The organism is Limnobacter parvus (assembly GCF_024623725.1).
In the GTDB taxonomy this organism is placed as follows: Bacteria; Pseudomonadota; Gammaproteobacteria; order Burkholderiales; family Burkholderiaceae_B; genus Limnobacter; species Limnobacter parvus.
Genome location: NZ_JANKHG010000016.1, coordinates 208,874 through 232,646, shown reverse-complemented (window position 1 = coordinate 232,646; position 23,773 = coordinate 208,874). Strand labels below are relative to the sequence as shown.

24 protein-coding genes are annotated in these 23,773 nt (G+C 53.6%); 14 read left to right on the top strand and 10 right to left on the bottom strand.

Annotated features, from left to right (window positions below; all coding sequences use genetic code 11):
• Positions 1-5: 5 nt before the first annotated feature.
• The 6 genes from NSP04_RS06375 to NSP04_RS06350 are packed head-to-tail and all read right to left on the bottom strand — an operon-like array spanning position 6 to position 5,949.
• Positions 6-1,001: a CobD/CbiB family protein gene (locus tag NSP04_RS06375; RefSeq protein WP_257511509.1), complete on the bottom strand. Its 996-nt coding sequence runs from the start codon at positions 999-1,001 to the stop codon at positions 6-8.
• 3 nt (positions 1,002-1,004) lie between these two features.
• Entirely contained in the window at positions 1,005-1,616 is a 612-nt protein-coding gene (locus NSP04_RS06370; RefSeq protein WP_257511508.1) for an NUDIX hydrolase, read from the bottom strand.
• Between the two features lie 17 nt (positions 1,617-1,633).
• Positions 1,634-2,824 (bottom strand): FAD-dependent monooxygenase, encoded by a 1,191-nt coding sequence (locus NSP04_RS06365; RefSeq protein WP_257511507.1) that lies wholly within the window; start codon positions 2,822-2,824, stop codon positions 1,634-1,636.
• A gap of 7 nt (positions 2,825-2,831) precedes the next feature.
• On the bottom strand, positions 2,832-4,220 hold the full coding sequence (locus NSP04_RS06360) for an aminopeptidase P N-terminal domain-containing protein (protein WP_257511506.1): 1,389 nt from the start codon (positions 4,218-4,220) through the stop codon (positions 2,832-2,834).
• Position 4,221: 1 nt separating this feature from the next.
• On the bottom strand, positions 4,222-4,917 hold the full coding sequence (murU, locus tag NSP04_RS06355) for an N-acetylmuramate alpha-1-phosphate uridylyltransferase MurU (protein WP_257511505.1): 696 nt from the start codon (positions 4,915-4,917) through the stop codon (positions 4,222-4,224).
• Positions 4,918-5,949, bottom strand: a complete 1,032-nt coding sequence (locus NSP04_RS06350; RefSeq protein ID WP_257511504.1) for an aminoglycoside phosphotransferase family protein — start codon at positions 5,947-5,949, stop codon at positions 4,918-4,920.
• A 65-nt stretch (positions 5,950-6,014) separates the two neighbouring features.
• Between NSP04_RS06350 and NSP04_RS06345 the strand changes: the two genes are divergently transcribed.
• The 4 genes from NSP04_RS06345 to rsmA are packed head-to-tail and all read left to right on the top strand — an operon-like array spanning position 6,015 to position 11,537.
• Complete coding sequence (locus tag NSP04_RS06345; protein WP_257511503.1) at positions 6,015-8,345, top strand: LPS-assembly protein LptD; 2,331 nt, start codon at positions 6,015-6,017, stop codon at positions 8,343-8,345.
• Positions 8,346-8,355: 10 nt separating this feature from the next.
• Positions 8,356-9,729: a peptidylprolyl isomerase gene (locus NSP04_RS06340; RefSeq protein ID WP_257511502.1), complete on the top strand. Its 1,374-nt coding sequence runs from the start codon at positions 8,356-8,358 to the stop codon at positions 9,727-9,729.
• Positions 9,730-9,738: 9 nt separating this feature from the next.
• A complete protein-coding gene (gene pdxA / locus NSP04_RS06335; protein WP_257511501.1) occupies positions 9,739-10,761 on the top strand; it encodes a 4-hydroxythreonine-4-phosphate dehydrogenase PdxA in 1,023 nt (340 codons plus the stop codon).
• Complete coding sequence (gene rsmA, locus NSP04_RS06330) at positions 10,758-11,537, top strand: 16S rRNA (adenine(1518)-N(6)/adenine(1519)-N(6))-dimethyltransferase RsmA (RefSeq protein WP_257511500.1); 780 nt, start codon at positions 10,758-10,760, stop codon at positions 11,535-11,537. The genes pdxA and rsmA overlap by 4 nt, the downstream gene beginning before the upstream one ends.
• Here rsmA and murI read toward each other — a convergent pair.
• Entirely contained in the window at positions 11,534-12,361 is an 828-nt protein-coding gene (gene murI, locus NSP04_RS06325; RefSeq protein ID WP_257511499.1) for a glutamate racemase, read from the bottom strand. The two genes, rsmA and murI, sit on opposite strands and share 4 nt — an antisense overlap.
• A gap of 181 nt (positions 12,362-12,542) precedes the next feature.
• Positions 12,543-12,890: a RidA family protein gene (locus NSP04_RS06320; protein ID WP_257511498.1), complete on the bottom strand. Its 348-nt coding sequence runs from the start codon at positions 12,888-12,890 to the stop codon at positions 12,543-12,545.
• Positions 12,891-12,902: 12 nt separating this feature from the next.
• Here NSP04_RS06320 and NSP04_RS06315 point away from each other — a divergent pair, with 12 nt between their 5' ends.
• Positions 12,903-13,421 carry an SRPBCC family protein gene (locus NSP04_RS06315; RefSeq protein WP_257511497.1) on the top strand — a complete coding sequence of 173 codons (519 nt, stop codon included), beginning with the start codon at positions 12,903-12,905 and terminating at the stop codon, positions 13,419-13,421.
• Positions 13,422-13,432: 11 nt separating this feature from the next.
• Here NSP04_RS06315 and NSP04_RS06310 read toward each other — a convergent pair whose 3' ends face one another.
• Entirely contained in the window at positions 13,433-13,771 is a 339-nt protein-coding gene (locus NSP04_RS06310) for a protein tyrosine phosphatase family protein (RefSeq protein WP_257511496.1), read from the bottom strand.
• Between the two features lie 133 nt (positions 13,772-13,904).
• Between NSP04_RS06310 and NSP04_RS06305 the strand changes: the two genes are divergently transcribed.
• The 4 genes from NSP04_RS06305 (at position 13,905) to NSP04_RS06290 (ending at position 17,422) form a co-directional block, all read left to right on the top strand.
• A complete protein-coding gene (locus NSP04_RS06305; protein WP_257511495.1) occupies positions 13,905-15,077 on the top strand; it encodes a multidrug effflux MFS transporter in 1,173 nt (390 codons plus the stop codon).
• 148 nt (positions 15,078-15,225) lie between these two features.
• Complete coding sequence (locus NSP04_RS06300; RefSeq protein WP_257511494.1) at positions 15,226-16,095, top strand: alpha/beta hydrolase; 870 nt, start codon at positions 15,226-15,228, stop codon at positions 16,093-16,095.
• Between the two features lie 111 nt (positions 16,096-16,206).
• Positions 16,207-16,503, top strand: coding sequence for a hypothetical protein (locus NSP04_RS06295; protein ID WP_257511493.1), 297 nt, complete (start codon positions 16,207-16,209; stop codon positions 16,501-16,503).
• 19 nt (positions 16,504-16,522) lie between these two features.
• Complete coding sequence (locus NSP04_RS06290) at positions 16,523-17,422, top strand: NAD(P)-dependent oxidoreductase (RefSeq protein WP_257511492.1); 900 nt, start codon at positions 16,523-16,525, stop codon at positions 17,420-17,422.
• A 512-nt stretch (positions 17,423-17,934) separates the two neighbouring features.
• On the opposite strand, the gene NSP04_RS06285 is transcribed toward NSP04_RS06290, so the two are convergent.
• Positions 17,935-18,888, bottom strand: a complete 954-nt coding sequence (locus tag NSP04_RS06285; protein WP_257511491.1) for a CysB family HTH-type transcriptional regulator — start codon at positions 18,886-18,888, stop codon at positions 17,935-17,937.
• A gap of 113 nt (positions 18,889-19,001) precedes the next feature.
• Between NSP04_RS06285 and NSP04_RS06280 the strand changes: the two genes are divergently transcribed.
• The 5 genes from NSP04_RS06280 to cysD are packed head-to-tail and all read left to right on the top strand — an operon-like array spanning position 19,002 to position 23,771.
• A complete protein-coding gene (locus tag NSP04_RS06280) occupies positions 19,002-19,799 on the top strand; it encodes a sulfite exporter TauE/SafE family protein (RefSeq protein WP_257511490.1) in 798 nt (265 codons plus the stop codon).
• Entirely contained in the window at positions 19,800-21,479 is a 1,680-nt protein-coding gene (locus NSP04_RS06275; RefSeq protein ID WP_257511489.1) for a nitrite/sulfite reductase, read from the top strand.
• Positions 21,480-22,016, top strand: coding sequence for a DUF934 domain-containing protein (locus tag NSP04_RS06270; protein WP_257511488.1), 537 nt, complete (start codon positions 21,480-21,482; stop codon positions 22,014-22,016). It abuts the gene before it with no gap.
• Positions 22,017-22,018: 2 nt separating this feature from the next.
• Positions 22,019-22,825 (top strand): phosphoadenylyl-sulfate reductase, encoded by an 807-nt coding sequence (locus NSP04_RS06265; protein WP_257511487.1) that lies wholly within the window; start codon positions 22,019-22,021, stop codon positions 22,823-22,825.
• A 22-nt stretch (positions 22,826-22,847) separates the two neighbouring features.
• Complete coding sequence (gene cysD / locus NSP04_RS06260) at positions 22,848-23,771, top strand: sulfate adenylyltransferase subunit CysD (RefSeq protein WP_257511486.1); 924 nt, start codon at positions 22,848-22,850, stop codon at positions 23,769-23,771.
• The last annotated feature ends 2 nt before the right edge of the window (positions 23,772-23,773 follow it).

The window sequence follows — 23,773 nt, the reverse complement described above, 5'->3', positions numbered from 1 at the left end:
CGCTTTTAAATGGCACTGCTTGGCAACCAACCCAGCAGTGCAAATAACAAAGCCACCGCCAGCCAAACCACAGCACATTTGAATACCAGTTGGCGGAATTGCTGCAAGGCTTGCACCTGGGTTTCCTGATTAATCTGTTGCCCTTCAGCAGCTGCACTGCTGGCTGGGTCAAACGCCGAACCACCCACCAAGCCCACAGCCGTAAAAAAGACGGCGGTTAGTGGTGCGCGGTTGGAAAAACGGCTTTGACTTTTTGCGGCACGCCAAGCCAGGGCTGTATCGTCAAGTTGCGACACCAAACCCACCGTTAAGGCAAGCAGGCGAGCGGGCAACCACTCTAGTGCATACAACACAAAGCGTGGGCTAATTGCGGCCTTCCATTTGCCAGATTCCCAGGCTTCCTGCATGGTGGGGCGTTCTTGAGCAAAGGCTTTCATGTGCCACATGTCTCGCTCGCGAATGACGCTCCAATGCACCATCAAATACACGACCAACCCCAAGGGGCCAGGCAGCACCAAAAACCAGAAGAACAGACCGAAATATTGCCTCAGTGCCCGCTCAGCGCCATGGTAAATGGCATGAAACACCAATTCGCCTGGGCGATGAATAACATGTTCAACCCCATCGTATTCTTTCATCCAATCGAGCAGTAGTTCACGGGCGCGGAAAAAGTCGCCCTGGTTCAAGAACAGCTGCGCATTGGTAAACACCACAGCAAAATGCCTGAACCGCAAGCCGTACAACATCAGCAAAACACTGAAGCCACCTGCAGCAATTGGCGACACAACCCACAACACTTGATACAAGAAGTACACACCCAGCAACCAGACAACCAGGGGGGCAAGCCATTGCAAATGAACATACCCGGGTGCGCCAAGCGCTTCGAGGTCTATTTCAAGTTCTTGATTGAAACGGTCTACCCAATTGCGCGCACGCGTGAACAAGCCATCTGGCAAGAGGGTTTCACAGACAACCGCGACAAGCAGGGCAAGATAGGACACGATTTACACCTTGGCGTGCAAAAAGTGGTAAAGGTTTCGAAGCATGGCCGCAGTAGCGCCCCAAATGAAATAGTTCTTGCCGCTGACCGGAGAATCATACGGCATTGCATAAAATGTGCGCTCCCCAATCGGCGTGTGTAAGCTGCGTTGTTGGTGGTTGTCAGAATCCATCAGGAAAGAAAGAGGCACCTCAAACACCTCCTGCACCTCGAATGCATCGGGCTGCAATTCGAAGCCCGGCTGCACCAGTGCGACCACAGGTGTCACCAAAAAATTGGTTGCAGTTTGGTATACAGGCATGGTGCCCAAAACCTCGATGAACTCGCGGGCCAAACCAGTTTCCTCGACAGTTTCACGCAGCGCAGTTTCTATGGGGTGACCGTCTTGAGGTTCGCAGCGCCCACCGGGAAAACTGATTTGTCCGGCGTGGTCATTCAGGTGCGCTGTGCGCAGGGTCAGCAATACGTGCAAACCTTCATCACGCTGAACCAAAGGGACCAACACCGCTGCATCTGCGGGTTCGCGGTCTTTAAAAAAACGTTCCTCAAGGGGCTCGGGCTGCCAAGCCAAATCGGCCATTGCAAAACGGGCTCGCAATAAGTCAGCAGACCACATGGGTAAAACGCTCCAGATTAAACGGCCAGACCAAACAGCATCAGTTCAGCAAACTGCTTGCGCAGCGGTGGTGTGAATTCCATCACATTCAGCGCCATTTGACGGCCCGCGCCCAGCAAGGGGTTGTGATTGGAAAATCCTTTCACCATCCAGTCTGTCATTTTAACCACCACCTGCCTGTCAGCCACCCTGGATTTCTCAAATTCCCCCAAGGCGGCGCACAAGCGATGTTCCTGTGCAACAGTGGCAGGGTCGATGCTGCGGCAAAGCTGCACTGCATCGCGCAAGCCCAAATTCAAACCCTGCCCGGCCACAGGGTGCAATATTTGTGCTGCATTGCCAATTGCCACGCGCCTGCCCTGCACCAGTTTGTCGCGCCAATTCATGCCCAACGGAAAAGATTTTCTGGGCCCAATTTGCTCAATGGAAACACGCCGGCCAAACTGCTGGCGCAGTTCACCGGCAAATTGCTGTTCTGTACAATCCAAACGGCGCTGCACTGCCTGTAGTGGCGCGCACCACACCAGCGAATACCGGCGTTGATCTGTGGAAATTGGCAGCAAGGCCAATGGCCCTTCGGATGTAAATCGTTCAAAAGCCAGTGTGTTGTTGCCCGCCAGCAGACCGGGCTCAACCTTCAAAACAAGCTCACTGACCAGAGCCCATTGGTCGTAATCCACAACCTGGTCGCGCTCGCCCGCCTCACCGTACAAACCGCCCTCCGCGTCAACGCGCAAGTTCACTGTGAACTCAGTGCCATCTTCAAGCTCGAGTACTTCCAGAGAATCTACGGCACTGCGATGGGCGTACTTGACACTGGCAGGCCGATAAATTTTCACGCCCCGGCGCTGCAAAGATTCAGCCAGACAGTTCACCAAGTCACCATAACGCACTGTCCAGCCCAAAGCACGCAAGCCCAGTTCGTCGGCCTTCATGCGCACTTGCCCAAACCGGGATTGTTCAGACACATGAATGTGATGAATGGGTGTTGCATCGGCTGGGAAGCCCAGGCTTGCCAAGCGCAACCGCGTGGCATCGGAAAGCGCAAGAATGCGGGGGTCGCGTGTTGAGGCGTCCAGCGGTTGTGCATCGAATATCGCGATGCGATTGGCGCGCTCGCCCCAGGTTTGGGCAAGCCAACCGGCAAAGGCCAAACCCACGGGGCCCGCGCCCACAATGGCCACGTCAAAGTCAGTGTGCGATGTCATGTCTTTTTCAGGCTGCCTTGCTGCTCGATTTTTTGTGCGCTTTCATGGTGGCGTGTATTTCGCTTACGGTTTTTGGGGCGTCAGCGGTGTAAATATCGCACCCTTTTTGGGTCACCAAGGCGTCGTCTTCAATGCGAATGCCAATGTTTTCAAACTGCTTGGGCACGCCTTTGCCGGGGCGAATGTACAGGCCAGGCTCAATGGTCAGCACCATACCGGCTTCCAGTTTGCGGCTTGTGTGGGGCGCTACGCCATCTTCGGGCTTTGCGGCGGGGTCGCGGTAACTGCCGCAATCGTGAACATCCATGCCCAACCAATGGCTGGTGCGGTGCATATAAAAACGTTTGTAAGCGCCACTTTCAATGGCCTCGTTCAGCCCGGTTTTCAACAACTTCAAGTCGATCAAACCCTGGGCCAACACTTTCACCGCCGCATCGTGCGGATCATTGAAACGCGCACCTGGCTTGGTGGCATCAATGGCGGCGTATTGGGCATTCAGCACCACTTCATACACCGCTTGCTGGGCCTTGCTGAACTGGCCGTTCACCGGGAAAGTGCGGGTGATGTCAGACGCATAACAGTCCATCTCACAACCCGCGTCGATTAACAGCAAATCGCCATCGCGCATTTTTGCATCGTTGGCACGGTAGTGCAGTACGCAGGCATTGGCCCCAGATGCAACAATTGATCCATACGCGGGCGCTTCAGATCCATTTTTACGGAATTGGTACAGCAATTCCGCTTCCACTTCAAATTCGAATTTCCCCGGATGGCACACCTGCATGGCAGCAATGTGAGCTTGCGCCGAAACGCTGGCCGCGCGGCGCATGATGTCGATTTCAGTTTTGTCTTTGATCAAGCGCATTTCATCGAGTGAGTGGCTTAAATCAAGCACTGCATGTGGCGCAGAGATACCCATGCGTGCTTTGGCACGCAGGCTTTTCAACACATCGGCCACCGCCGCTTCCAGGCTGTCGTCTTCACCCAGCCTTAAAAATACAGCAGGCTGATTGGCCAGTTTGTCAATCAAGTGCTCCTCTAGGTCCTCAATGCTGTGCGCTTCATGCATGCCGAACGCCGATTGCGCTGCCTTCGGGCCAAAGCGGAAACCTTCCCAAATTTCGCGCTCTTCGTTTTTATCGCGACAAAACAGCACGGCGCGCGGGTCACCATTCGGTGGCACCACCAAGGCCAAACACGCTTCGGGTTCCGGAAAGCCGGTCAGGTAGTAAAAATAGCTGTCGGATCGAAAGGCATAATCGGCATCGCGATTGCGCATCACTTCCATGCCCGACTGCACCAGCGCAACGCCACCGCCCATTTTTTTCAATCGGCGGGCCAACTGTTCACGGCGCTTGGCGTAGATCAAGGGGTTGTGGGTGGGGTACCTGCTCATACTAATTCGTCCTTCCTGAATTCAATCGTTGGTTGAGCTCTTCAAGCCTTTCCGGGGTGCCAATGTCCATCCAGAAACCTGTAAACAACTCACCTTGTACTTTGCCTGCTGACATGGCTTCACGCAACAGGGGCGCAAGTTTGGCCACCTGGCCGATTTCTATGTCTTCAAACAAATCGGGGTGATACACGCCAATGCCTGAAAAAGTAAACGCTGTTTCACCTTGCCCGGGCTGCTTCACCAAACCGTTTTCCAAAGCGAAATCCCCTTGCAGATTGTGCACCGGGTTGTGCACCATCACCAAGTGGGCCAATTGCCCTACCCGCCACGCATCTGCAATTTGTACCGCCTGCGGCACAGGCCATTCACAGGCCACATCGCCATTGATCACCAAGAATGGCTTGTTGCCCAACAACGGCAGTGCTTTGCGGATGCCCCCCGCAGTTTCGAGGGCGGTTGCTTCAGCGGAATAGCCTAGCTGTACGCCCAAGGCAGACCCATCGCCGAAATGGTCTTCAATCTGTTGGCCCAAATGCGCGTGGTTAACCACGATGTCATGAATACCAGCCGCTGCAAGGGCTTCAATGTGCCACTGCAACAAGGGCTTGCCACCCGCTGGCAACAAAGGCTTGGGGCAGTGGTCAGTCAGCGGGCGCATGCGTTCGCCACGACCGGCCGCCAATATCATGGCCTTCATTTAAAAAGTGAATCCCACTTTCACCGCCTTGTTTTCAAGGCGATCAAGCAGCAGCAACAAAGGCTTGAAGGCAATGTAGCGCCCCGCCACCAAGCGCACATAGCGCAACACCATGGGCAGGTCGTTCAGGTATTGGGCTTTGCCATCGCGGTGGTTCAAGCGGGCAAAAATTCCCAGAATTTTTAGGTGGCGTTGCAAGCCCATGAAGTCGAATTGGCGGTAAAACTCGCCGGGGTCTTCACAGATTGGCAAGCCCGCTTTTCGAGATGCTTCCCAGTAGCGCACGGTCCAATCCAAAGTTTGTGCTTCGGGCCATTCAATGTAAGCATCGCGCAAAATACTGACCAGGTCGTAGCTCAGGGGCCCTTTCACTGCATCTTGAAAATCAAGAACACCGAACTGTGGCGCATCACCCGCCGCGCTGGTCAACATCAAATTGCGGCTGTGGTAGTCGCGATGAACAAACACCTGGGGCTCGGCCAGGGCGCTTTGAATCAACATGCCTTTAATACTGTCCAGCCAATTGCGCTCCTGGTCAGTTAGTTCGGCACCGTAGTGGCGGCCCACGTACCACTCATCAAACAGGTTCATTTCCTGCAACAACTTGTCGGCCCCGTAGGCTGGCAAACCCTTGGTGGGCGTATTGGCCTGCATGTTCACAAGGTCTTGAATGGCGCGAATGTAAAAAGCATCCGTTTGCGTTGGCTGGGCGTGTAAACCCTGCAACATGGTGGTGTTGCCGAAATCTTGCAGCAGCAAAAACCCCTCGTCCGCATTCTGCGCCAATACCCCGGGGGCATTGGCCCCACCTTGGCGCAACAGTTCGGCCACACGCACGAACGGGCGCACATCTTCTTTTTCAGGGGGTGCGTCCATCACGATCAAGGTGCGTGCTGCATTGGATTCGCTAACTCGAAAATACCTTCGAAAGCTTGCATCGCTTGATGCGGCCTGCAGCGTATCCAGATCAAATTCAAATTTGGAAAGGCCAGCCAGCCATTTTTTCAACATTTCTTGACGCAAGGCGCTCATCAAACCGTCCAATCTCTTTAATTTGTAGTTAGTTGCCTATAATAGTAGGATCCAACGGTGCTTGATTGACCCGCCACCTATTTGAGTGCATGCCCAGCTTGAAGAAAAGCAAAAATTTATCGCAAGTGCACCCAGTGCCGACCCGCCCCACAGCCATCGCCTTGGCGCTGTTCTGCCTGGGCGCGCCTGCGCTGGCGCAAACCCCGCCAGCAGAGCAACCAAAGGTCCAATCGCCGGCGCGCCTGAAAATTGATGGCGGGTTAATGGGCGTAAGTACACCAATACCCGAAGACGAGTCCACGTACATTTCGGCCGATAGGCTTTACGGCAACAGCGCCGAAGAAACATTCCTTGAAGGCAATGTAGAAGTTCGGCGCAATCAATTAAAACTTTTTAGCGACTCGATCAATTACTCGCCCATTACTGACCGCGCCACGGCGAAGGGCAACCTGATCATCGAACAAGAAAACATGATCTTGCGGGCTCCGGAAGGGTCAGTGAAGCTGGGTACAGGCGAAAGCCAAATGACCAAACCCACCTTCGAGTTGAAAGAAATCAACGGCAAGGGCCGGGCCGACAGCATGCAGTACGATGGCATTTCAACTTTGACCCTTGAAAACCCGAACTACACGGTATGCGAAGTTCCAAACCCGGGTGCTGCGGACCAAGGCGATTGGTATATCACCGCCGATTCGCTTGAAATTGATCAGGCTTCTGAGGTGGGCCGTGCCCGAGGTGCAAAGGTAATATTCAAGGATGTGCCGATTCTCGGTGCGCCTTACTTCTCTTTTCCGACAACGGATCGACGCAAAAGCGGATTCCTGCCTCCCTCGTTTGGCACGGTTTCCAACAGCGGCCTGGAAGTGACCACACCTTACTACCTGAACATTGCGCCGGACAAAGACCTCACCCTGTTTCCAAAGGTAATATCGGGCCGCGGTTTTCAACTGGGCACGCAGGCACGTTATCTAAGCACCAACAATCAGGGTGAATTTAAATACGACTACCTGCCCAGCGATGAAAAAACAGGCACCGATCGGACAGCGCTTTCACTGCTGCACAAATACGAGAAAGGACCTTTTTACGCGGGTGTGAACTTTAATCAGGTCTCAGACGACAACTATTTCGTCGACTTCTCGCGCACTCAGGCGGTGGCTTCTCAGCGTATTTTGGTGCAGGAAGGGTTTGTTTCTTATCGGCAAAAGAATTGGAGCGCCAATGTTCGCACCGTTGCCCACCAAACACTTCAGCTGTTCAACGACATTATCGCAGAACCCTATGATCGACTGCCTGAAGCCACAATTGAATTGGCACCAACCCGCATCGGCAGCGCCAATGCATTTGTATCGGTCAGCGGCCAATACACCGATTTCGCAAGGCCGTCATCGGCGCCGGCTCGAGTTGAAGGCGCTCGGGGCGTAAGCCGGGCACGCGTATTCATGCCAATCCAGCGATCTGCGTTTTCATTTACACCAGCCCTGTCGGTTCAATCCACAACCTATGATTTGCAAGGCCAAACTCCAGGCATGCCGGCTGCCCCCGGCAGTGTAATCCCAACGGTTTCGCTCGACAGCACAGTGTATTTCGACAGGAAGACCAGCTTTTTTGGTCGCAGCGTTAATCAAACGCTTGAACCGAGAATCTTTTACCTCTACACGCCATTCAAAGACCAGTCTGACCAACCAATTTTTGACACGTCGGTGACTGATCAAAGTCTTAGCCGGATATTTGCCGAGAACCGATACTCCGGCCTGGACCGGGTGGGCGATGCAAACCAGCTCACACTGGCGGTCACAAGCCGGTTTTACGACGTTGGCACCAGCGAAGAGCTGTTCAGTATTACTGGCGGTCAAAGGCTAAATTTGACTGCGCCACGCGTAATTTTGCAGGGATTCGAAATACCAAACAACAACGATTCCGACTTCTTTGCGAATGCGCGCGGGCGAATCAGCAACAACATTTTCGTAGATGCGACTTCTCAATTAAGTGCTGAAACAGGGCGTCACGAGCGCGGAAACATCACGCTGAGTTACACGCCCTCGCAGGGCAAACTGCTGAATCTGGGTTATCGCTACACCCGCGCCCAAATTGATCAGTTCGATGTTTCTGGTCAATGGCCCATTTCAGATCGCTGGAGCGGCGTGGGTCGATTAAACTATTCCGTGCTGGACAACCGCCTAATTGAAGGCGTCGCTGGCCTGGAATACAGCGAGAGTTGCTGGGCGGTGCGTCTTATTGCACAGCGGTTTGCCACAGCACCACAACTGGAAACAACTTCGCTATTTGTTCAACTCGAATTGAACGGACTGGGTCGTCTGGGCTCAAACCCAGCAGACCTGTTGTCGAGAAAGGTACCCGGGTACACACCTTTCTCTTCTTCTCAAGCCACCCGATAAGTTAATAAAAATGAATCAAATCCAACACTGGTTATTTGCAGCCACCACTATTTCCGCCTTGGGCCTAGCCCATGCGCAGGGCCTAAAACCGGCGGGCAACTCGACCTTGCCCTCAGGCAAACTGAGCGTTGAGCTGGGCGCAAGCGGCAATTTGGAAGCATCTTCCATCGACGGCATTGTGGCTGTGGTGAACACAGACATCATTACCCGCAGCGAACTGAACCGCCAAGTGGCGCTGATTGAGCGCCAAATGAGCCGCCGGGGTGCACCGCTGCCCGACCGCACCGAATTGCGCAAACAAGTGCTGGACCGCATGGTCATGGACCGGGCACAGTTGCAAAAGGCTGAGGAAGTCGGCATTCGAATTGAGGATGCCCAAATCGAAGCGGCAATGGCTCGGGTTGCAGATCAAAACGGGCTGCCGCTCGAAGACTTTCTGGCTCGCCTTCAGGCCGAAGGGGTATCACCCGTCCGCTTTCGCGAAGAAGTGCGCAGTGAAATTACTTTGGCGCGCCTACGCGAACGTGAAGTTGATGCGCGTATCCAGGTTTCTGACGCAGAAATTCAAAACTTTCTAGCCTCAAGAAGCCAGGGAGGGGCCGCGGCCAACAAGCCCGAAGTGAACTGGATCCAGCTGCTGGTGAAAGCCCCAAGCGACGCCAGTGGTAGCACCTTGAATCAGGCGAGGTCCAAGGCAGAAGCTGTGGAAAAAGCTCTAAAAGACGGACAGGCCTTGGACATCATTGTGCAAGCCAACCCTGAATTGGCCATTGAGGGCACAGGTCAGATGGGCTGGACGGGTTTTGACGTTGTACCCACGCTATTCACTGAGTTTTTGACCAAAGGGCAAGCCAATGCAGTGCAAACTGTCCGCAGCCCGAATGGTTTTCACGTCCTAAAGGTGCTTGGCCGTCGCGACAGTGGCGCGGCACTTGACGCCACACCCGTGACACAAACCCGCGCCCGGCACATTCTGATTCGTCCGGGTCCAGACCTTACTGATGCGGAAGCCCAGCGCAGATTGAACTTTGCACTAGAGCAACTGCGCGGCGGAGCAGCCAATTTCGAAACACTCGCCAGACGCTTTTCTCAAGACGGATCCGCCTCCAAGGGTGGTGACTTGGGTTGGCTTTACCCTGGTGACACGGTACCTGAATTTGAACGCGAGATGAACCAGCTGCAAGCCGGTGAGGTCAGCCCGGTTTTTCAAAGTCGCTTCGGTTTTCACATTATTCAAGTGGTTGATCGTCGCCAACAGGCTGCCTCTGAAGAACGTCAACGACAGGCAGCACGCCAAGCCATTCGCACCAACAAATCAGAAGAAAGCTACCAGGAATGGTTGCGTCAACTGCGCGACTCCACTTTCATTGATATACGTCTTTAAAGACAAGGCATGCAAAGCAACACGAATCCGCCGATCCTGATTACCAGCGGCGAACCTGCCGGGATTGGGCCGGAGTTGTGTGCCCTGCTGGCTGAAACCAGCCAGGCAAGGAGACTGAATCGCCCTTTCATCATTTTGGGCGATGCTGATTTGTTGGTAAAACGCGCCGCCAACGCAGGCATTGAACCCGAATGGCAGCGGGTAGATTCACTTGACCCGGCAGTCTGTACGCTGCTTAAAGATCCCGGTTATTACCTGTTTCATCACCCATTGAATGTGACCTGCACCACTGGTCAACCCGACCCAGCCAACGCATCTTACGTGCTGAAATTGCTCGACACCGCTTGTGATGCTTGCCTCGCTGGAACAGCGGCGGCCATGGTAACGGCACCCGTCCAAAAATCTGCCATCAGCCCGCATTGGCCTGGCTTTGCAGGGCACACCGAATATTTAGCGCATCATTGCAAGCAAAGTGACGTGGTCATGATGCTGGTGGGCGGCCAAATGAAAGTGGCATTGGCCACAACGCACATCCCGCTGCGCGAGGTATCTCAGGCCATCACTCAAGAATCGCTGACACGCACTCTGCAGATCATGCTGAAAGATTTGGCCATTTACTGGAAGTTAGACAAACCTAAAATTCTGGTCACTGGCTTGAACCCACATGCAGGCGAGTCAGGTGATTTGGGCACTGAAGAAATCGACACCATTTCACCCGTGATTCAGGCACTACAGGCGCAAGGACATGACGTGCAAGGCCCCTATCCGGCCGACACACTTTTTCAGCCCAAGTACCTGCAAAACAGCGATGCCGTGCTTGCCATGTTCCACGACCAAGGATTACCGGTGCTGAAACACGCCAGCTTTGGTCAAGGGGTAAATGTTTCACTGGGCTTACCTATTGTGCGTACCTCGGTAGACCACGGCACAGCGCTTGCGCTTGCCGGTACCCGCGACATGGACGCTGGCAGCCTGAATGAAGCCATTGAATGCGCCCACCACATGGATTTGTGCCGCAGGAATATGCAATGAAACACCAAGCAAGAAAGCGGTTCGGTCAACATTTTTTGACCGATCAAAGCGTGCTTTCAAACCTGATTGGCGAAATGCGCCCCCGCGCTGATGACTATTTGGTAGAAATTGGCCCCGGTTTGGGCGCCTTAACCTTTTGGTTGCTCAAAGCAGTCAATCACCTGCAGGTCATAGAAATCGATCGCGACCTTGCAGAGAAACTTCGAACTGGTGCATGGAAAGACAAGTTGACCGTGCATGAAGTGGATGTGTTGAAATTTGATTTTCGGCAACTGCAAGCGCCTTTTCGCGTAGTGGGCAACCTGCCTTACAACATATCCTCCCCCATTTTATTCGCGCTGCTTGACGTGGCAGACCAGGTCATCGACCAACACTTCATGCTCCAGAAAGAAGTCATCGACCGCATGGTGGCTGCGCCCAAAACCAGCGACTACGGAAGGTTGTCGGTGATGCTGCAGGCCTATTACGACATGGATCATTTGTTTGATGTGCCACCGGAATGTTTCGACCCACCGCCGCGTGTCATGTCGGCAATCGTTCGCATGGTGCCAAAAAACGCCGAGACGCGCGAAAGAATTCCACATGCATTGTTTGGCCGAGTCGTGGCCACTGCCTTTTCACAACGCCGAAAAATGCTGCGCAATACATGGGCGGATGTGGTTCCAGAATCAATTGCCTTGGAAGCAGGCATTGCATTGACCGCCCGCGCCGAAGAGATTGCACCGTCGCAATTTGTGCATGTGGCGCAGTTGCTGGCCATGGCCAACCCGGACTAAACCATCAATTCTTCCACATTGGCTTGGGCCCAAACCGGCCCCAACAAAGCAAGCAACTTGCGCTTGAAATCGACTGAATCGCCCGTGGTGTAAAACCGCACACGATCCAAATCGCTTTCAGCGTTCAGCTGGGTGTTCAGTGAATTAGTGGACTCCAGTCGGGCCTTCAATTGCCGAGCCACTGGCATGCCAGTTTCTATGACTGAAACACCCGGCCCCGCTAAGCGGGAAATGATGTCGGCCACGAAAGGGTAATGCGTGCAGCCCAGCACAATGACATCCGCGCGCTTTTGCAACAGGTCGTCGACCACAGGTTTCAACAGCACTTCAATTTCCGCGTGCGGCATCGGCGTGGTTTCAATTAACTGGACCAAACCAGGACAGGGTTGTGCAATCACCTGGGCCAAGGGATCAAACCGTTCAACAAGTGTCTTAAAACGTTCGCTGGCCACGGTATTCGTGGTGGCCAGAATACCGACCACACCAGTTTGAGTCATCAAACTGGCGGGCTTCACAGCCGGTTCAATACCCACAATCGGCCAGTTTGCATGCATGGCGCGCGCCTGGCTTGCGCCCGCGGCTGTGGCGGTGTTACAGGCCACTACCATGGCCTTGCAGCCTTGCTTTCGCAGCCAGTTGCTTAGGGACAGTACTCTTTCGATGATTTCGTGCTGGGGCTTGTCGCCATACGGCAAATAACGTTCATCTGCGACAAAATCAAATTTCTCCTCAGGCAAAAGCGTCAGCAACGCCTGAAGCACAGACAAACCTCCCACACCTGAATCGAACACGCCCACACGGGCCGCCTGTTCTTCTGTTGTCATCTCTAGACCCTGTAGAACGCTTGTATCCAACATTTTAACCACGACCAAAGCCACACACCGCTGGAGCACCCCAGATTTGACCATTGCGCCGCGATGCATGCATGTATGGCGGTGGGTTGAAAAATCTGCAACAAAGGCTTTATTTGCTTAAACGATAACCGCAAACTGTTGGTAAACGGCATCAAGCCAAAGCGGCGCTTACTACCAACTCCACTTTCCAGCCTTTGCGAGCCAAACCCTTTGCCTCGATGCAAGCGCGCGAGGGTGCTGTGCCTTCTGGAACCCAGGCATCCCACACCGTGTTAAAGCCGTCGTAATCGGCCATGTCGGTTAAGAATATTTGTACTTGCAGCAAGCGACTTTTGTCGGTGCCTGCAGCAGCCAACGCGTTCTCCAGGTTGCCCAACAGGCTTTGCGTTTGAACCTGAATATTGCCTTCCTCTACTGCGGGAACTTCAACCAGATAAACCACGCCGTTGTAGCAAGTGGAATCGGAATAACGTTTTGTAGTACCTTGACGATGTATCACAGGACCCCCTTCATGAAATTTGAACATTTGGTACAGATCAATGACCCCAACTTACCGGGCATTGACTGGTTGACTCGACAACAACTTTGGTTTGGCTTGGTTGCACGCGCCTGGAAACCAACCCGTTTTGTGCTGGGCCTTGAAGATGCCCAAGTCATGCAAACCAGCCAGGAGGGCAATGTGACCAGATTGGCCCGGGTGCTGAATTACGGCCCCTTCCAGATTGAAGACACCATGGCGCTGTTCGAGGAAGACAGAACGGAAACCCACATTGCAGCGAACCGGTTTTGCGGCGACAGCACGTTGACCATTTCAATTGAAGAACCGAATCAAGACGAATTGTGGCTGCGGTTTCAATACCATGTGAACGATGCACCCAATGCAGACAACCCGGCCGGAGCCTCTTCAGCCGATGTCGACGAAATACGCAAACAAGCATACCGGGCAGCAGACGTGGACACAGTCCGCATGATCAGGGAACTGGCCATGGCCATCCCCCAACAAGCACCGGGCTCAGCAAGCAATCACTGATTCCTGAAATACTATTTCAGCGCGCAGGCACCCATGTAAATTTGGCCTGACCTGTTGCCACTGCGGCAATAGGCCAGCACGGGCTTTTCAGCGGAATCCAGAATGCGTTTGAAATCCTCGAGCAACACTTCAGATGGGGGTTGACCCACTTCCATGGGCAAATAGTGAATGGCCAAACCCAGGCTTTTGGCTTTGGCCTCAATTTCAGCATGCGCGTGCTGCGGACCCACTTCGTGGTCGGGGCGGTTGTTCACAATGGTTTTGAAACCCAGTTCAGCAATTGCTTCCAGATCGCTCGTACTAATTTGGCCGCACACAGCGACCTCTTCACTCAGTTGCCTGATGCTCATTTCAAGAAATTCCTTCGGTGTGTAATGTGTACGCCTATGCATGAAATCGAAGTGTAACTCTGTTCAATGCCTTCCCGAATCCTGCGCCGCGCAAAGCGTACAATGCCGATTCTCCCAAACCCGGACTACCGCCTTGATCAACCGCCCCATGTTTTTCTTGCTGGCCGCACTGGCAGCATTCGCACCGCTGGCGATTGACCTGTACTTGCCCAGCCTTGCTGCAATAGGCATTGAACTGCAAGCCACTTCAGGCCAGGTTCAGCAAACCGTGACGGTGTTTCTGGCAGGTTTCGCATTGGGCATGCTGTTTTACGGGCCGCTATCAGATCGCTTTGGGCGCAGGCGCATGATATTTGCTGGCACCAGTGTGTTTGTGCTGGCCAGTGTGGCCTGCATGCTTGCACAAACCATAGAACAACTGCTTTGGTTCAGATTAATTCAGGCATTTGGTGGTGGCGCTGCGGCAGTCATTTCACGCGCAGTGGTGCGCGATCTGTTTGGTGAAACCGATTCAGCCCGCGTCATGGCCATGATTGCCATGGTGACCTCATTGGCCCCAATGATTGCACCGCTGCTGGGCGCTTATATCCTTGAACTGGGCAGCTGGCGTTATGAATTTCTGGCACTGGCCTTGTTCGGCGTGGCCTGTACAGTGGGGGCCTACCTTTTGCTGCCGGAGACACTAAGCACGGTGCGCAGCCAAACATCGATCAAGCAGGCCTTTCAAGGTTACCGGACAGTTTGGAACCACCCAAGCGCACGCATGCTGATTTTTGCGGGTGGAGGCCATTTCGCTGCCATGTTTGCCTACATCACAGGTACGCCCTTTGTGTACATCGAATTTTTTGGGTTAAGCGAAAAGACCTATGCCTTGCTGTTTGGCTCCAACATTCTTGCGCTGATCCTATTTGGTTATTTGTCCACCCGTCTGGTAAAACGCACTGGTACCACGCCCTTGATCAAACTGGGTTCGGGCTTGGGTTTGCTGGGCGCAGTGTTGGTATTGGTAAGCGCGTTCGGCGGCGGTTCAGCCGATTGGAATTTGGTGTTAATGGTGCTTGGTTTTCTGGTGTGCGTGGGTTCGTTGGGGTTTGTGGCACCGAACACCACTGCTCAGTTGCTTGGCAAGCACCCGAAAAACGCGGGGGCAGCTTCTGCCTTGTATGGTTGTGCACAATTTGGCCTGGGGGGCATGGCCAGTTGGGCTGTTTCCTTGGTGCATGACAACACCGCTTTGCCCATGGCTGCAACGGTGCTGGCGTTTGCGGCGCTTGCATTCTGGGCCAGCCAGCGCTTGAAACGCTGAACTTTTCATTGTAAGCACAAAATTATTGCCAGTGTGTTTAAGCAGCGGCGAAATTGCATGAAAATTGGACTTTTTGGTCCCTTTACGGTATGTTGTGTCACGAAATTATTCTGCCCACTAACCCAAACAATCACATTTTCACTGCCATATGGCCGACACGAAAGCCCAGAGTGGCGAGAACCTACCCGATGTAGATTGGCTTGAAAGCCAGTACAACGTTCGCTCTTATTTGCCCGACCACCCAAAAACCTTTGCCCGCTGGGCCGAACAGTCACGCTATGCGCGTTTTGATCTGGATGGTTTTTGGAATCAGTATTTCGGTGAATCGGAAGCAGAAACAGTTGACGTTATTCCCGGCAAACCCGGTAAGCCCCTGTTGATATACATTCACGGTGGCTACTGGCGCTCGCTGGACAAATACGACTTCACCTTTTTGGCCAAGCCTTATGTGGCACGCGGCTATTCTGTGGCTTTGCTGAACTATGGCCTCATACCCCGCGTTACGATTGAAGACAGCGTACGCCAAACTCTACGTGGCATTGAGTGGTTGTATCGTCAGGCCGACCGCTTTGGTTTTGATGCCAATCAAATTGTTGTATGCGGTCATTCCGCTGGCGGCCACCTGGGTGTGATGAGTGCCTTGGCATTCTGGCCACTGTGGGCTTCTGACCTGCCCCAAGACCTGGTGAAGTCGGTTGTCGCGATTTCTGGCATTTACGATTTGAGCCCCTTGGTGCACACGCCATTCATTCAAAAAGACTTGAAGCTGAATCAAAAACGCACTCGCATGGTAAGCCCGGCACTGATGCCCAAGCCCACCATTCCTGTGCACCTAGCTTTCGGTACCAAAGAAACAGATGCATTTAAAGAGCAAAGCGCCTACCTTGCTTCGCACTGGGGTTTGAACCCACCGCTGCAGGTTAATGCTGACCACCTGAGCATTTGCGACAGCATTGCCGACCCAAACAGCGAATTGTTCATGCTGATTCAAAACCAGCTACTTTTGCCCTCGCACTAAGTATTTGAATTAACACTTACAGAACTGAACGGGTTATTCCCCCATGTTCGGTAAACTGCTTTCCCGGCTGGTACCGTATAACTAAGTTGTACACACCAGCTGGAGGCAAACATGCCCCTTACCATCGCCTACACCAACGCCGTAAACGCTGCAACACGCCGCTACCCCGATGGCCAAACATTAATGCGAAAAAAAACCCTTCGCCAAACCGCAAAGCTGTTCAAGGTGGGGGCCGAGGTGTTGATGGACCTGAAACCCGCCACCGTGATTGCCTACAACATTGCCGAGTTTGGCCGCTGGATATCGACCAGCCACCCGGTGCTGGTGCGTTTTCACACCGGTGAACTGCAATACTGCCGCTTGGCCGACCTGCACCCTGCTGAAAACCCGAGCATCCAGGCCCACTGAAGCTGACTATAATTCGGGGATGAACTCATCATCCCCAACACCAAACACTATCGGCTTTATTGGCCTGGGCAACATGGGCTCCGCCATGGCGAGCCATCTTTGCAAAGCAGGCTACACCGTGCTGGCCTGGGCGCGAAATGCGTCCACCTTTGAGGCCCTTCCCAACATTCCCTTAAAGCCACAACCCAGTATTCAGGCTTTGTGCGCCGGAACCCACTTGATTGCCCTGAATGTGACCAACACCGCCGATGTGCAATCGCTGTTATTTCGTGAAGGCGGAATTGCCGAATGCGCTCAAGCCGGTAGCATTGTGATCGACTTCAGCACGATTGATGCAGCAGCTGTTGCGAACATTGCCCGTGAATTGAAAGCCAAGGGAATCGACTACATTGACTGCCCTGTTTCAGGCGGTGCCGCAGGCGCGCGCGCTGCCACGCTCAGCATGATGGCGGGCGGCGATTTGTCTGCATTCCGGAAAGTTGAGCCCATGTTGCAGCACTTGGGTAAAACCATTCGGCATGTAGGGCCCTCAGGCGCCGGACAAGCCATCAAAGCAGCCAATCAAATGGCGCTGTGTATTCAATTGGTGGGCATAGCAGAAGCCATGAACTACGCACTTGAACAGGGTGCGGATTTGGCTGTAGTACTTGAACTGCTGCAAGCCGGTTTGCCTGCCAGCCGCGTGCTGGATTGGGCCGGGCCGCACATGGTGAAGGGATTTACCGACCCGATTTCGATTGAGGCGCATTTGCATGCGAAAGACGTTCGGATGGTGGCTGATGCAGCGAAGAAGCAGGGTTTGAATTTGCCGCTGCTGTTTAAAACAGCGGAGTTGCTGGATGAACTGGTGGCCAATGGACCGAAGAGTCAGGACACATCCAGGGTGTTTGAGGTGGTTCGTCAGCACATGCGTGATTGACAAGATCGCACTGGAGTTTAGCGAAGTCTACAAGCAGCACAGCCGCACTATTCAGGTCTTGGCAGCACGGATTTCACAGCAAATACCGCACTATTCGGGCCTTGGTCCAACCCGAATTCCCCAACGAATCTTCTGGCTTGGGTCATGCAAAGCGCAATGGCGCCTTTGCATCGGCTCGACTTGTCGAGCCGCCCCTCGCTGCGAAGATGTTGGGCGGGCTGGCCTTGAATCGACCCGAACAGTGCAGCATGTGCTGCTCGTCTCGTGATGAGGCTCGCGCGATGTGCGATATGCGGATTTGATCGGTTGCGCCTGTGCTTGTTGCGACAGTCGGGAAAATCTGCCCAAGCGTGCCAAGCCGGGCCGGTGCCCCAAGGGGGCAGAAGCCGCCCCGACAGCTTTTTCGAGGGGCGGTTTCAGGCAAGGCGAGGCTCAGCTGGGGGACAACAGATTTTCCGTCGCAACAGGCACTGCGCTCCGATCAAACTCAATTCACTCAGATCGCTTAACTCTCAAATATCGTAAGCATCACCACCGCCAAGAACTCGATCAATCAGCTTCGGCGTCAACATCGGGGCGAACACGGCAATGAATTCGTACATCAGTGTACGCATGAAAACCCCCTGCCGAAGCGCAATCCGGGTGGTATTGCGGCCGAACAAATGATCCACTGGCACAGCCACCAAACCTTTGTCCTTCAGCGCATCAAAAGCCACTTCTGCAATAATGCCCACGCCCAGCCCCAAGCCCACATAGGTTTTAATTACATCGGCATCAATGGCTTCCAGCACCAAGTCAATGGTCACACCAGCTTTCGCGAAAGCAGCATCAATTTTCTTGCGTCCGGCGAAGTGGGTTTCATAAGTAATTACCGGCATCTGGTCAAAATCAGCCAGTGCAATTTGCCGCCCACCGTCCATAAACGGCTTTAGCAAGGGCGACCCAGTTGGCGCCACCGCAATATGACCCCAGTCGTAACAGGGAAATGTGACCAAATCGGGCTCATCGGCCAGTGCCTCTGTAGCCACGGCCAAATCGGCTTGGTCTTTGCGCACCCATTGCGCCAATTGCTCGGGCGTACCCTGCAGCAAAATCAATTTCACTTTCGGGAATTTTTTGCGGAAAGTGGCCACCGCCTGTGGCAAGACATAACGGGCCTGGGTGTGGGTTACCGCCACGCGCAACTGCCCGCTTTCTCGTGCGGCGAATTCCTCACCCACGCGTTTGATGTTTTCCAGTTCAGCCAATACCCTTTCGCAGGCTTGGTACACAAGCTCGCCGGGTGCTGTTAATCCTTTAATACGCTTGCCGTGCCGCTTGAAAATCTGGAAGCCCAGCTCTTCTTCAAATTCAATAATCGCTTTCGACACCCCAGGCTGCGACGTGAACAGCGATTTGGCCGCATCGGTCAGGCTGAAATCATGCCGAACTGCTTCCCGAACGAATCGAAGCTGGTGCAAGTTCATAAAAACCCTTTATTCCGCAGGAGAATATATAAATGGAAATATTATCGTTTGAATTATAAAGGGAAGCGCCTACACTTCAAGTCCCAAAAAACCATTTTTTATCGAGCTTTCACGTGCCATTCGACATTGATTTAGTCTACGTAGCATCTGGCCTTGCGGTCGGCCTATTGGTCGGCCTCACCGGCGTAGGTGGCGGCTCGTTGATGACTCCACTGCTGACTGTGTTTTTCGGTGTGCCCGCCACAACCGCTGTTGGCACTGATCTGGCCTTCGCTGCCATAACCAAAGGTGCTGGCACTGTGGTGCATCGCCTGCGCAACACGGTGAACTGGAAAATTGTGGGTTTGGCTTGCCTGGGAAGCGTTCCCGCCTCGCTGATCACCATTGCGGTTTTGCATGGCATGGATATTCAGAATGCCGGCAAGGGCAGCCCGATTGATGTATTCATTCGTTGGTCCATCTCGATCTGCGTTATGTTGACCGTGGGCGTGCTTATTTTTAAAACAAAGATTGTTCATTGGCTACAAAACCACCCGCAAGCGCAACTGCAAGATAAAACACGTACCATTGCGACCGTGGTAGCGTTTTCAGTCATCGGTGTCTTGGTTACCGTCTCTTCGATTGGCGCAGGTGCAATTGGCGCCATGGTGTTGATTATGCTGTATCCACACTTGAAAGCGTCTGAAATTGCGGGAACTGACATTGCTTATGCAGTGCCATTGACTGCGGTGGCTGCATTTGGCCACTTCAGCCTGGGCACTGTCGATTTCGGTTTGTTGGGCGCTTTGTTGATCGGCTCCATTCCCGGCATAACCATTGGTAGTTATTTAAGTCGCGCAGTGCCTGAACGGTTCTTGCGCGGGGTATTGGCCACGACCCTCACCGCCGTGGCCGCAAAATTGGTGATGTAAATGTACAAATACGACGACTATGACCACGCCCTTGTTCGCGAACGCGTGGCCCAGTTTCGCAACCAGACCGAGCGCTTCCTGAAAGGCGAACTGACGGACGAAGAATTCCGCCCGCTGCGCCTGCAAAACGGCCTTTACATTCAGCGCCATGCGCCAATGTTGCGCGTGGCGATTCCTTATGGTTTGCTGGGTGCCAAGCAGCTGCACAAATTGGCCGACATTTCAGCCAAATACGACCGCAACTACGCACACTTCACAACGCGCCAGAACATTCAGTACAACTGGCCAACGCTGGAAAGCATTCCCGACATTCTGGCCGAGCTGGCTGAAGTGGAAATGCACGCCATTCAAACCAGTGGCAACTGCATTCGCAACACCACCAGCGACCCGTTCGCCGGCATTGCGAAAGACGAATTTGTGGACCCGCGCCCATTCTGCGAACTGATTCGCCAGTGGAGCACTTTTCATCCGGAATTCGCTCACTTGCCACGCAAGTTCAAGATTGCCGTGAACGGTGCGGCCGTGGATCGCGCTGCTGTTCAAGTGCACGACATTGGTGTGAACCTGACACGCAACGCAGCCGGTGAAGTGGTTGCGCAGGTGTTGGCAGGGGGTGGCTTGGGCCGCACACCGGTAATTGGTTCTGTGATCAAAAACGACCTGCCCTGGCAAGAATTGCTGACCTACATTGAAGCTGTCATGCGTGTGTACAACCGCTATGGCCGCCGCGACAACATGTACAAAGCCCGCATCAAGATTTTGGTGCGCGCCATTGGACCGGAAGAATTTGCCAAACAGGTTGAAGAAGAATGGCAACACATCAAGGGCGGCGTTTCTGTGATTCCGCAGAAAGAATTTGACCGTGTGTCGTCCTTCTTCACCGCACCTTCATACGAGCAATTCAGCGCTGAACAAGTGGCCACCATTGCCGAACAAAATCGTGGCTTGCGCGCCAAGCATGTGGGTTTCGACCGTTGGTTGATTCGCAATGCACGCGAACACCGCCAGCCTGGTTATGTGGCGATCAGCATTTCATTGAAACGCCCCGGCATTGCCCCAGGCGACGCCAACACGAATGAAATGCACCTGATCGCCGATTTGGCCGAGCAGTATTCATTCGGCGAATTGCGGGTTACGCACGAACAAAACTTTGTGCTGTCAGATGTAGCCGAGCAAGACTTGTTCGAGCTGTGGAGCACACTGAAAGAACACAATTTGGCCATGCCCAATATTGGTCTGGTTTCCGACATGATTGCCTGCCCCGGCGGCGATTTCTGTTCACTGGCCAATGCAAAGTCGATTCCAATCGCCTTGGGCATTCAGGAAGCCGTGGACAATCTGGATTATCAGTTCGACTTGGGCGACCTTAGCCTGAATATTTCTGGTTGTATCAATTCATGTGGTCACCACCACATTGGCAACATCGGTATTTTGGGTGTCGATAAAAACGGTGAAGAATGGTACCAGGTTACCTTGGGTGGTCGCCAAGGCAACGATGCGTCCATTGGCAAGGTAATTGGAAAGTCCTTCTATGAAAAAGACGTACCTGGCGTGGTTGTGAAGTTGCTGGAAGTGTATGTGCGCGAGCGTCATGAAGATGAGTTGTTCATCGACACACTCGACCGCATTGGTGCAGACCCATTCAAAGACCATGTGTACGCCAACAAGGAGGCTGCTTAAATGGCCAGTATTATCGTTAAACCGGTGAACGGTGAAGCCGCTATAGTTGCGGATGATTTCACCGTGATTGATGCGGGTACAGCCGAAGCGCCTGTAGCGGTGCCTTCTGAAGGCAAGGTGCTGGTGCACCTGTCTGTTTGGGAAGCCAACAAAGCCGAACTAAGCGCACGTGCACAGGCTGGCAATTTGGGTGTTTACTTAAACCCGGAAGACAACCCTGAGCAGTTGCAGGGCGATGTGAATGTGCTGAAACTGATTGCATTCAACTTCCCCGTGTTCAAGTATGGCCAAGGTTATTCAGGCGCGGTATTGCTGCGCACACGCTATGGCTTCAAAGGCGAAATTCGCGCCTTTGGCGATGTGTGGCGCGATCAGTTTTTCTATTTGGCGCGCTGCGGTTTCACGCAATTCGACATCAAGGAAGGCAAATCCCTGGAAGACGCGTTGAACGCATTTTCTGACTTCACCATTCCTTACCAAACCAGTGCCGATGGATCCTTGCCCGTGTTCAATCGCCGGGCTGCTGTGGGAGCCTGAGCATGAATGCAGTGAATTCTTCAGCGCAATCCCGCTTCCACAGTGTGGAAACAGCGCAGGAAAACAACGCTGTGCAAGAACAACCCATCGCCGTATTTCGTGGCCCGCACCAACCCGCCACCGACATTGCAGCCAAGGTCAAGGCGCTGGAAACATTGCTGACCCAGGCTGCCAATGAGTTCGATTCAATCGCTTTGGCCAGTAGCCTGGCGGCTGAAGACAATGTGTTGTTCGATGTGATTGCGCGCCTGAAACTGAACATTCGCGTGTTCAGCTTGAACACCGGCCGCTTGCATCAGCAAACCCTGGATGTGGCCCCTGCCCTGCAAGCCAAATATGGTCAAACCGTGCAGTGGTTTGAACCCCAGGCAGCAGCCGTGGAAACCTATGTGAACACCAAGGGTGCTGATGCTTTTTATGAAAGCACGGCACTGCGCAAAGAATGCTGCGGCATTCGCAAGGTGGAGCCCCTGGCGCGCGCATTGAAAGGTGCACAAGCCTGGATTACCGGGCAACGCCAGGCACAAGCAGCAACACGCGCTGAATTACCCTCACGCGAATTTGATACCGACCGCGGTATTGAAAAATTCAACCCGCTGGCGGATTGGACCGAGGCCGATGTGTGGACCTATGTTCGCCAGTTTGATGTACCAGTAAACAAGCTGCACTTCGAAGGCTTTCCTTCAATTGGTTGCGAACCCTGCACCCGCGCCATTACTGTGGGTGAAGACATTCGTGCAGGCCGTTGGTGGTGGGAAGACCCCACCAGCAAGGAATGCGGTTTGCACAACGCCAATTTGAAGAAATAAATTCAATTAAACGAGATCAACCATGAGCACGCAAGTGAGCACGCAAACATATACCATGTCCCACCTGGATTGGCTGGAAGCAGAAGCCATCTACATCATGCGCGAAGTGGCGGCCGAGTGCGCACGCCCTGCCTTGCTGTTTTCGGGCGGCAAAGATTCCATCGTGATGCTTCGCTTGGCTGAAAAAGCATTTCGCCCCGGCAAGTTTCCGTTCCCATTGGTGCACATCGACACCGAGCACAACTTTCCGGAAGTGATCGAATTTCGCGACTGGAAAGCCAAGCAATTGGGCGAAGAACTGATTGTGCGCTCACTGGAAGGTTCGATCAAAAAAGGCACCATTCGCCTGCCCCACCCTGAAGCCTCTCGCAATTCATTCCAAAGCGTAACCTTGCTGGAAACGCAGGAGGAATTCGGATTTGATGCGCTAATGGGTGGTGCCCGCCGCGACGAAGAAAAAGCGCGCGCCAAAGAACGTATTTTTTCTTTCCGTGATGGCTTTGGCCAGTGGGACCCGAAAAGTCAGCGCCCTGAACTTTGGGACCTATACAACACACGCGTTCACCCTGGTGAACACATGCGCGTGTTTCCGATTTCCAACTGGACGGAACTGGATGTGTGGCAATACATAGAGCGTGAAAAGCTGGAGTTGCCCAACATTTACTATGCCCACGAACGTGAAGTGATTGAGCGCAACGGCCTGTTGGTGCCCATTACAGAAATGACGCAGCCCAAAGCCGGTGAAACGGTAACCACCCGCACCGTGCGCTTCCGCACGGTTGGCGACATTACCTGCACCTGCCCTGTGGCCAGCACGGCAGCCAACCCGATCGACATTATCGCGGAAACGGCAGTGACCGACATCACAGAGCGCGGCGCAACCCGCATGGACGATCAAACTTCCGAGGCCTCCATGGAGCGCCGCAAGAAAGAAGGTTATTTCTAATA

Bases quoted from the DNA above. Each gene is read 5' to 3' on its own strand.
- NSP04_RS06290 (WP_257511492.1), top strand. From the start codon at position 16,523: ATGAACTCATCATCCCCAACACCAAACACTATCGGCTTTATTGGCCTG.
- NSP04_RS06340 (WP_257511502.1), top strand. From the start codon at position 8,356: ATGAATCAAATCCAACACTGGTTATTTGCAGCCACCACTATTTCCGCC.
- NSP04_RS06285 (WP_257511491.1), bottom strand. From the start codon at position 18,888: ATGAACTTGCACCAGCTTCGATTCGTTCGGGAAGCAGTTCGGCATGAT.
- NSP04_RS06295 (WP_257511493.1), top strand. From the start codon at position 16,207: ATGCCCCTTACCATCGCCTACACCAACGCCGTAAACGCTGCAACACGC.
- cysD (WP_257511486.1), top strand. From the start codon at position 22,848: ATGAGCACGCAAGTGAGCACGCAAACATATACCATGTCCCACCTGGAT.
- NSP04_RS06300 (WP_257511494.1), top strand. From the start codon at position 15,226: ATGGCCGACACGAAAGCCCAGAGTGGCGAGAACCTACCCGATGTAGAT.
- NSP04_RS06350 (WP_257511504.1), bottom strand. From the start codon at position 5,949: ATGAGCGCCTTGCGTCAAGAAATGTTGAAAAAATGGCTGGCTGGCCTT.
- pdxA (WP_257511501.1), top strand. From the start codon at position 9,739: ATGCAAAGCAACACGAATCCGCCGATCCTGATTACCAGCGGCGAACCT.
- NSP04_RS06275 (WP_257511489.1), top strand. From the start codon at position 19,800: ATGTACAAATACGACGACTATGACCACGCCCTTGTTCGCGAACGCGTG.
- NSP04_RS06370 (WP_257511508.1), bottom strand. From the start codon at position 1,616: ATGTGGTCTGCTGACTTATTGCGAGCCCGTTTTGCAATGGCCGATTTG.
- NSP04_RS06270 (WP_257511488.1), top strand. From the start codon at position 21,480: ATGGCCAGTATTATCGTTAAACCGGTGAACGGTGAAGCCGCTATAGTT.
- NSP04_RS06360 (WP_257511506.1), bottom strand. From the start codon at position 4,220: ATGAGCAGGTACCCCACCCACAACCCCTTGATCTACGCCAAGCGCCGT.
- murI (WP_257511499.1), bottom strand. From the start codon at position 12,361: ATGACAACAGAAGAACAGGCGGCCCGTGTGGGCGTGTTCGATTCAGGT.
- rsmA (WP_257511500.1), top strand. From the start codon at position 10,758: ATGAAACACCAAGCAAGAAAGCGGTTCGGTCAACATTTTTTGACCGAT.
- NSP04_RS06310 (WP_257511496.1), bottom strand. From the start codon at position 13,771: ATGAGCATCAGGCAACTGAGTGAAGAGGTCGCTGTGTGCGGCCAAATT.
- NSP04_RS06265 (WP_257511487.1), top strand. From the start codon at position 22,019: ATGAATGCAGTGAATTCTTCAGCGCAATCCCGCTTCCACAGTGTGGAA.
- murU (WP_257511505.1), bottom strand. From the start codon at position 4,917: ATGAAGGCCATGATATTGGCGGCCGGTCGTGGCGAACGCATGCGCCCG.
- NSP04_RS06365 (WP_257511507.1), bottom strand. From the start codon at position 2,824: ATGACATCGCACACTGACTTTGACGTGGCCATTGTGGGCGCGGGCCCC.
- NSP04_RS06315 (WP_257511497.1), top strand. From the start codon at position 12,903: ATGAAATTTGAACATTTGGTACAGATCAATGACCCCAACTTACCGGGC.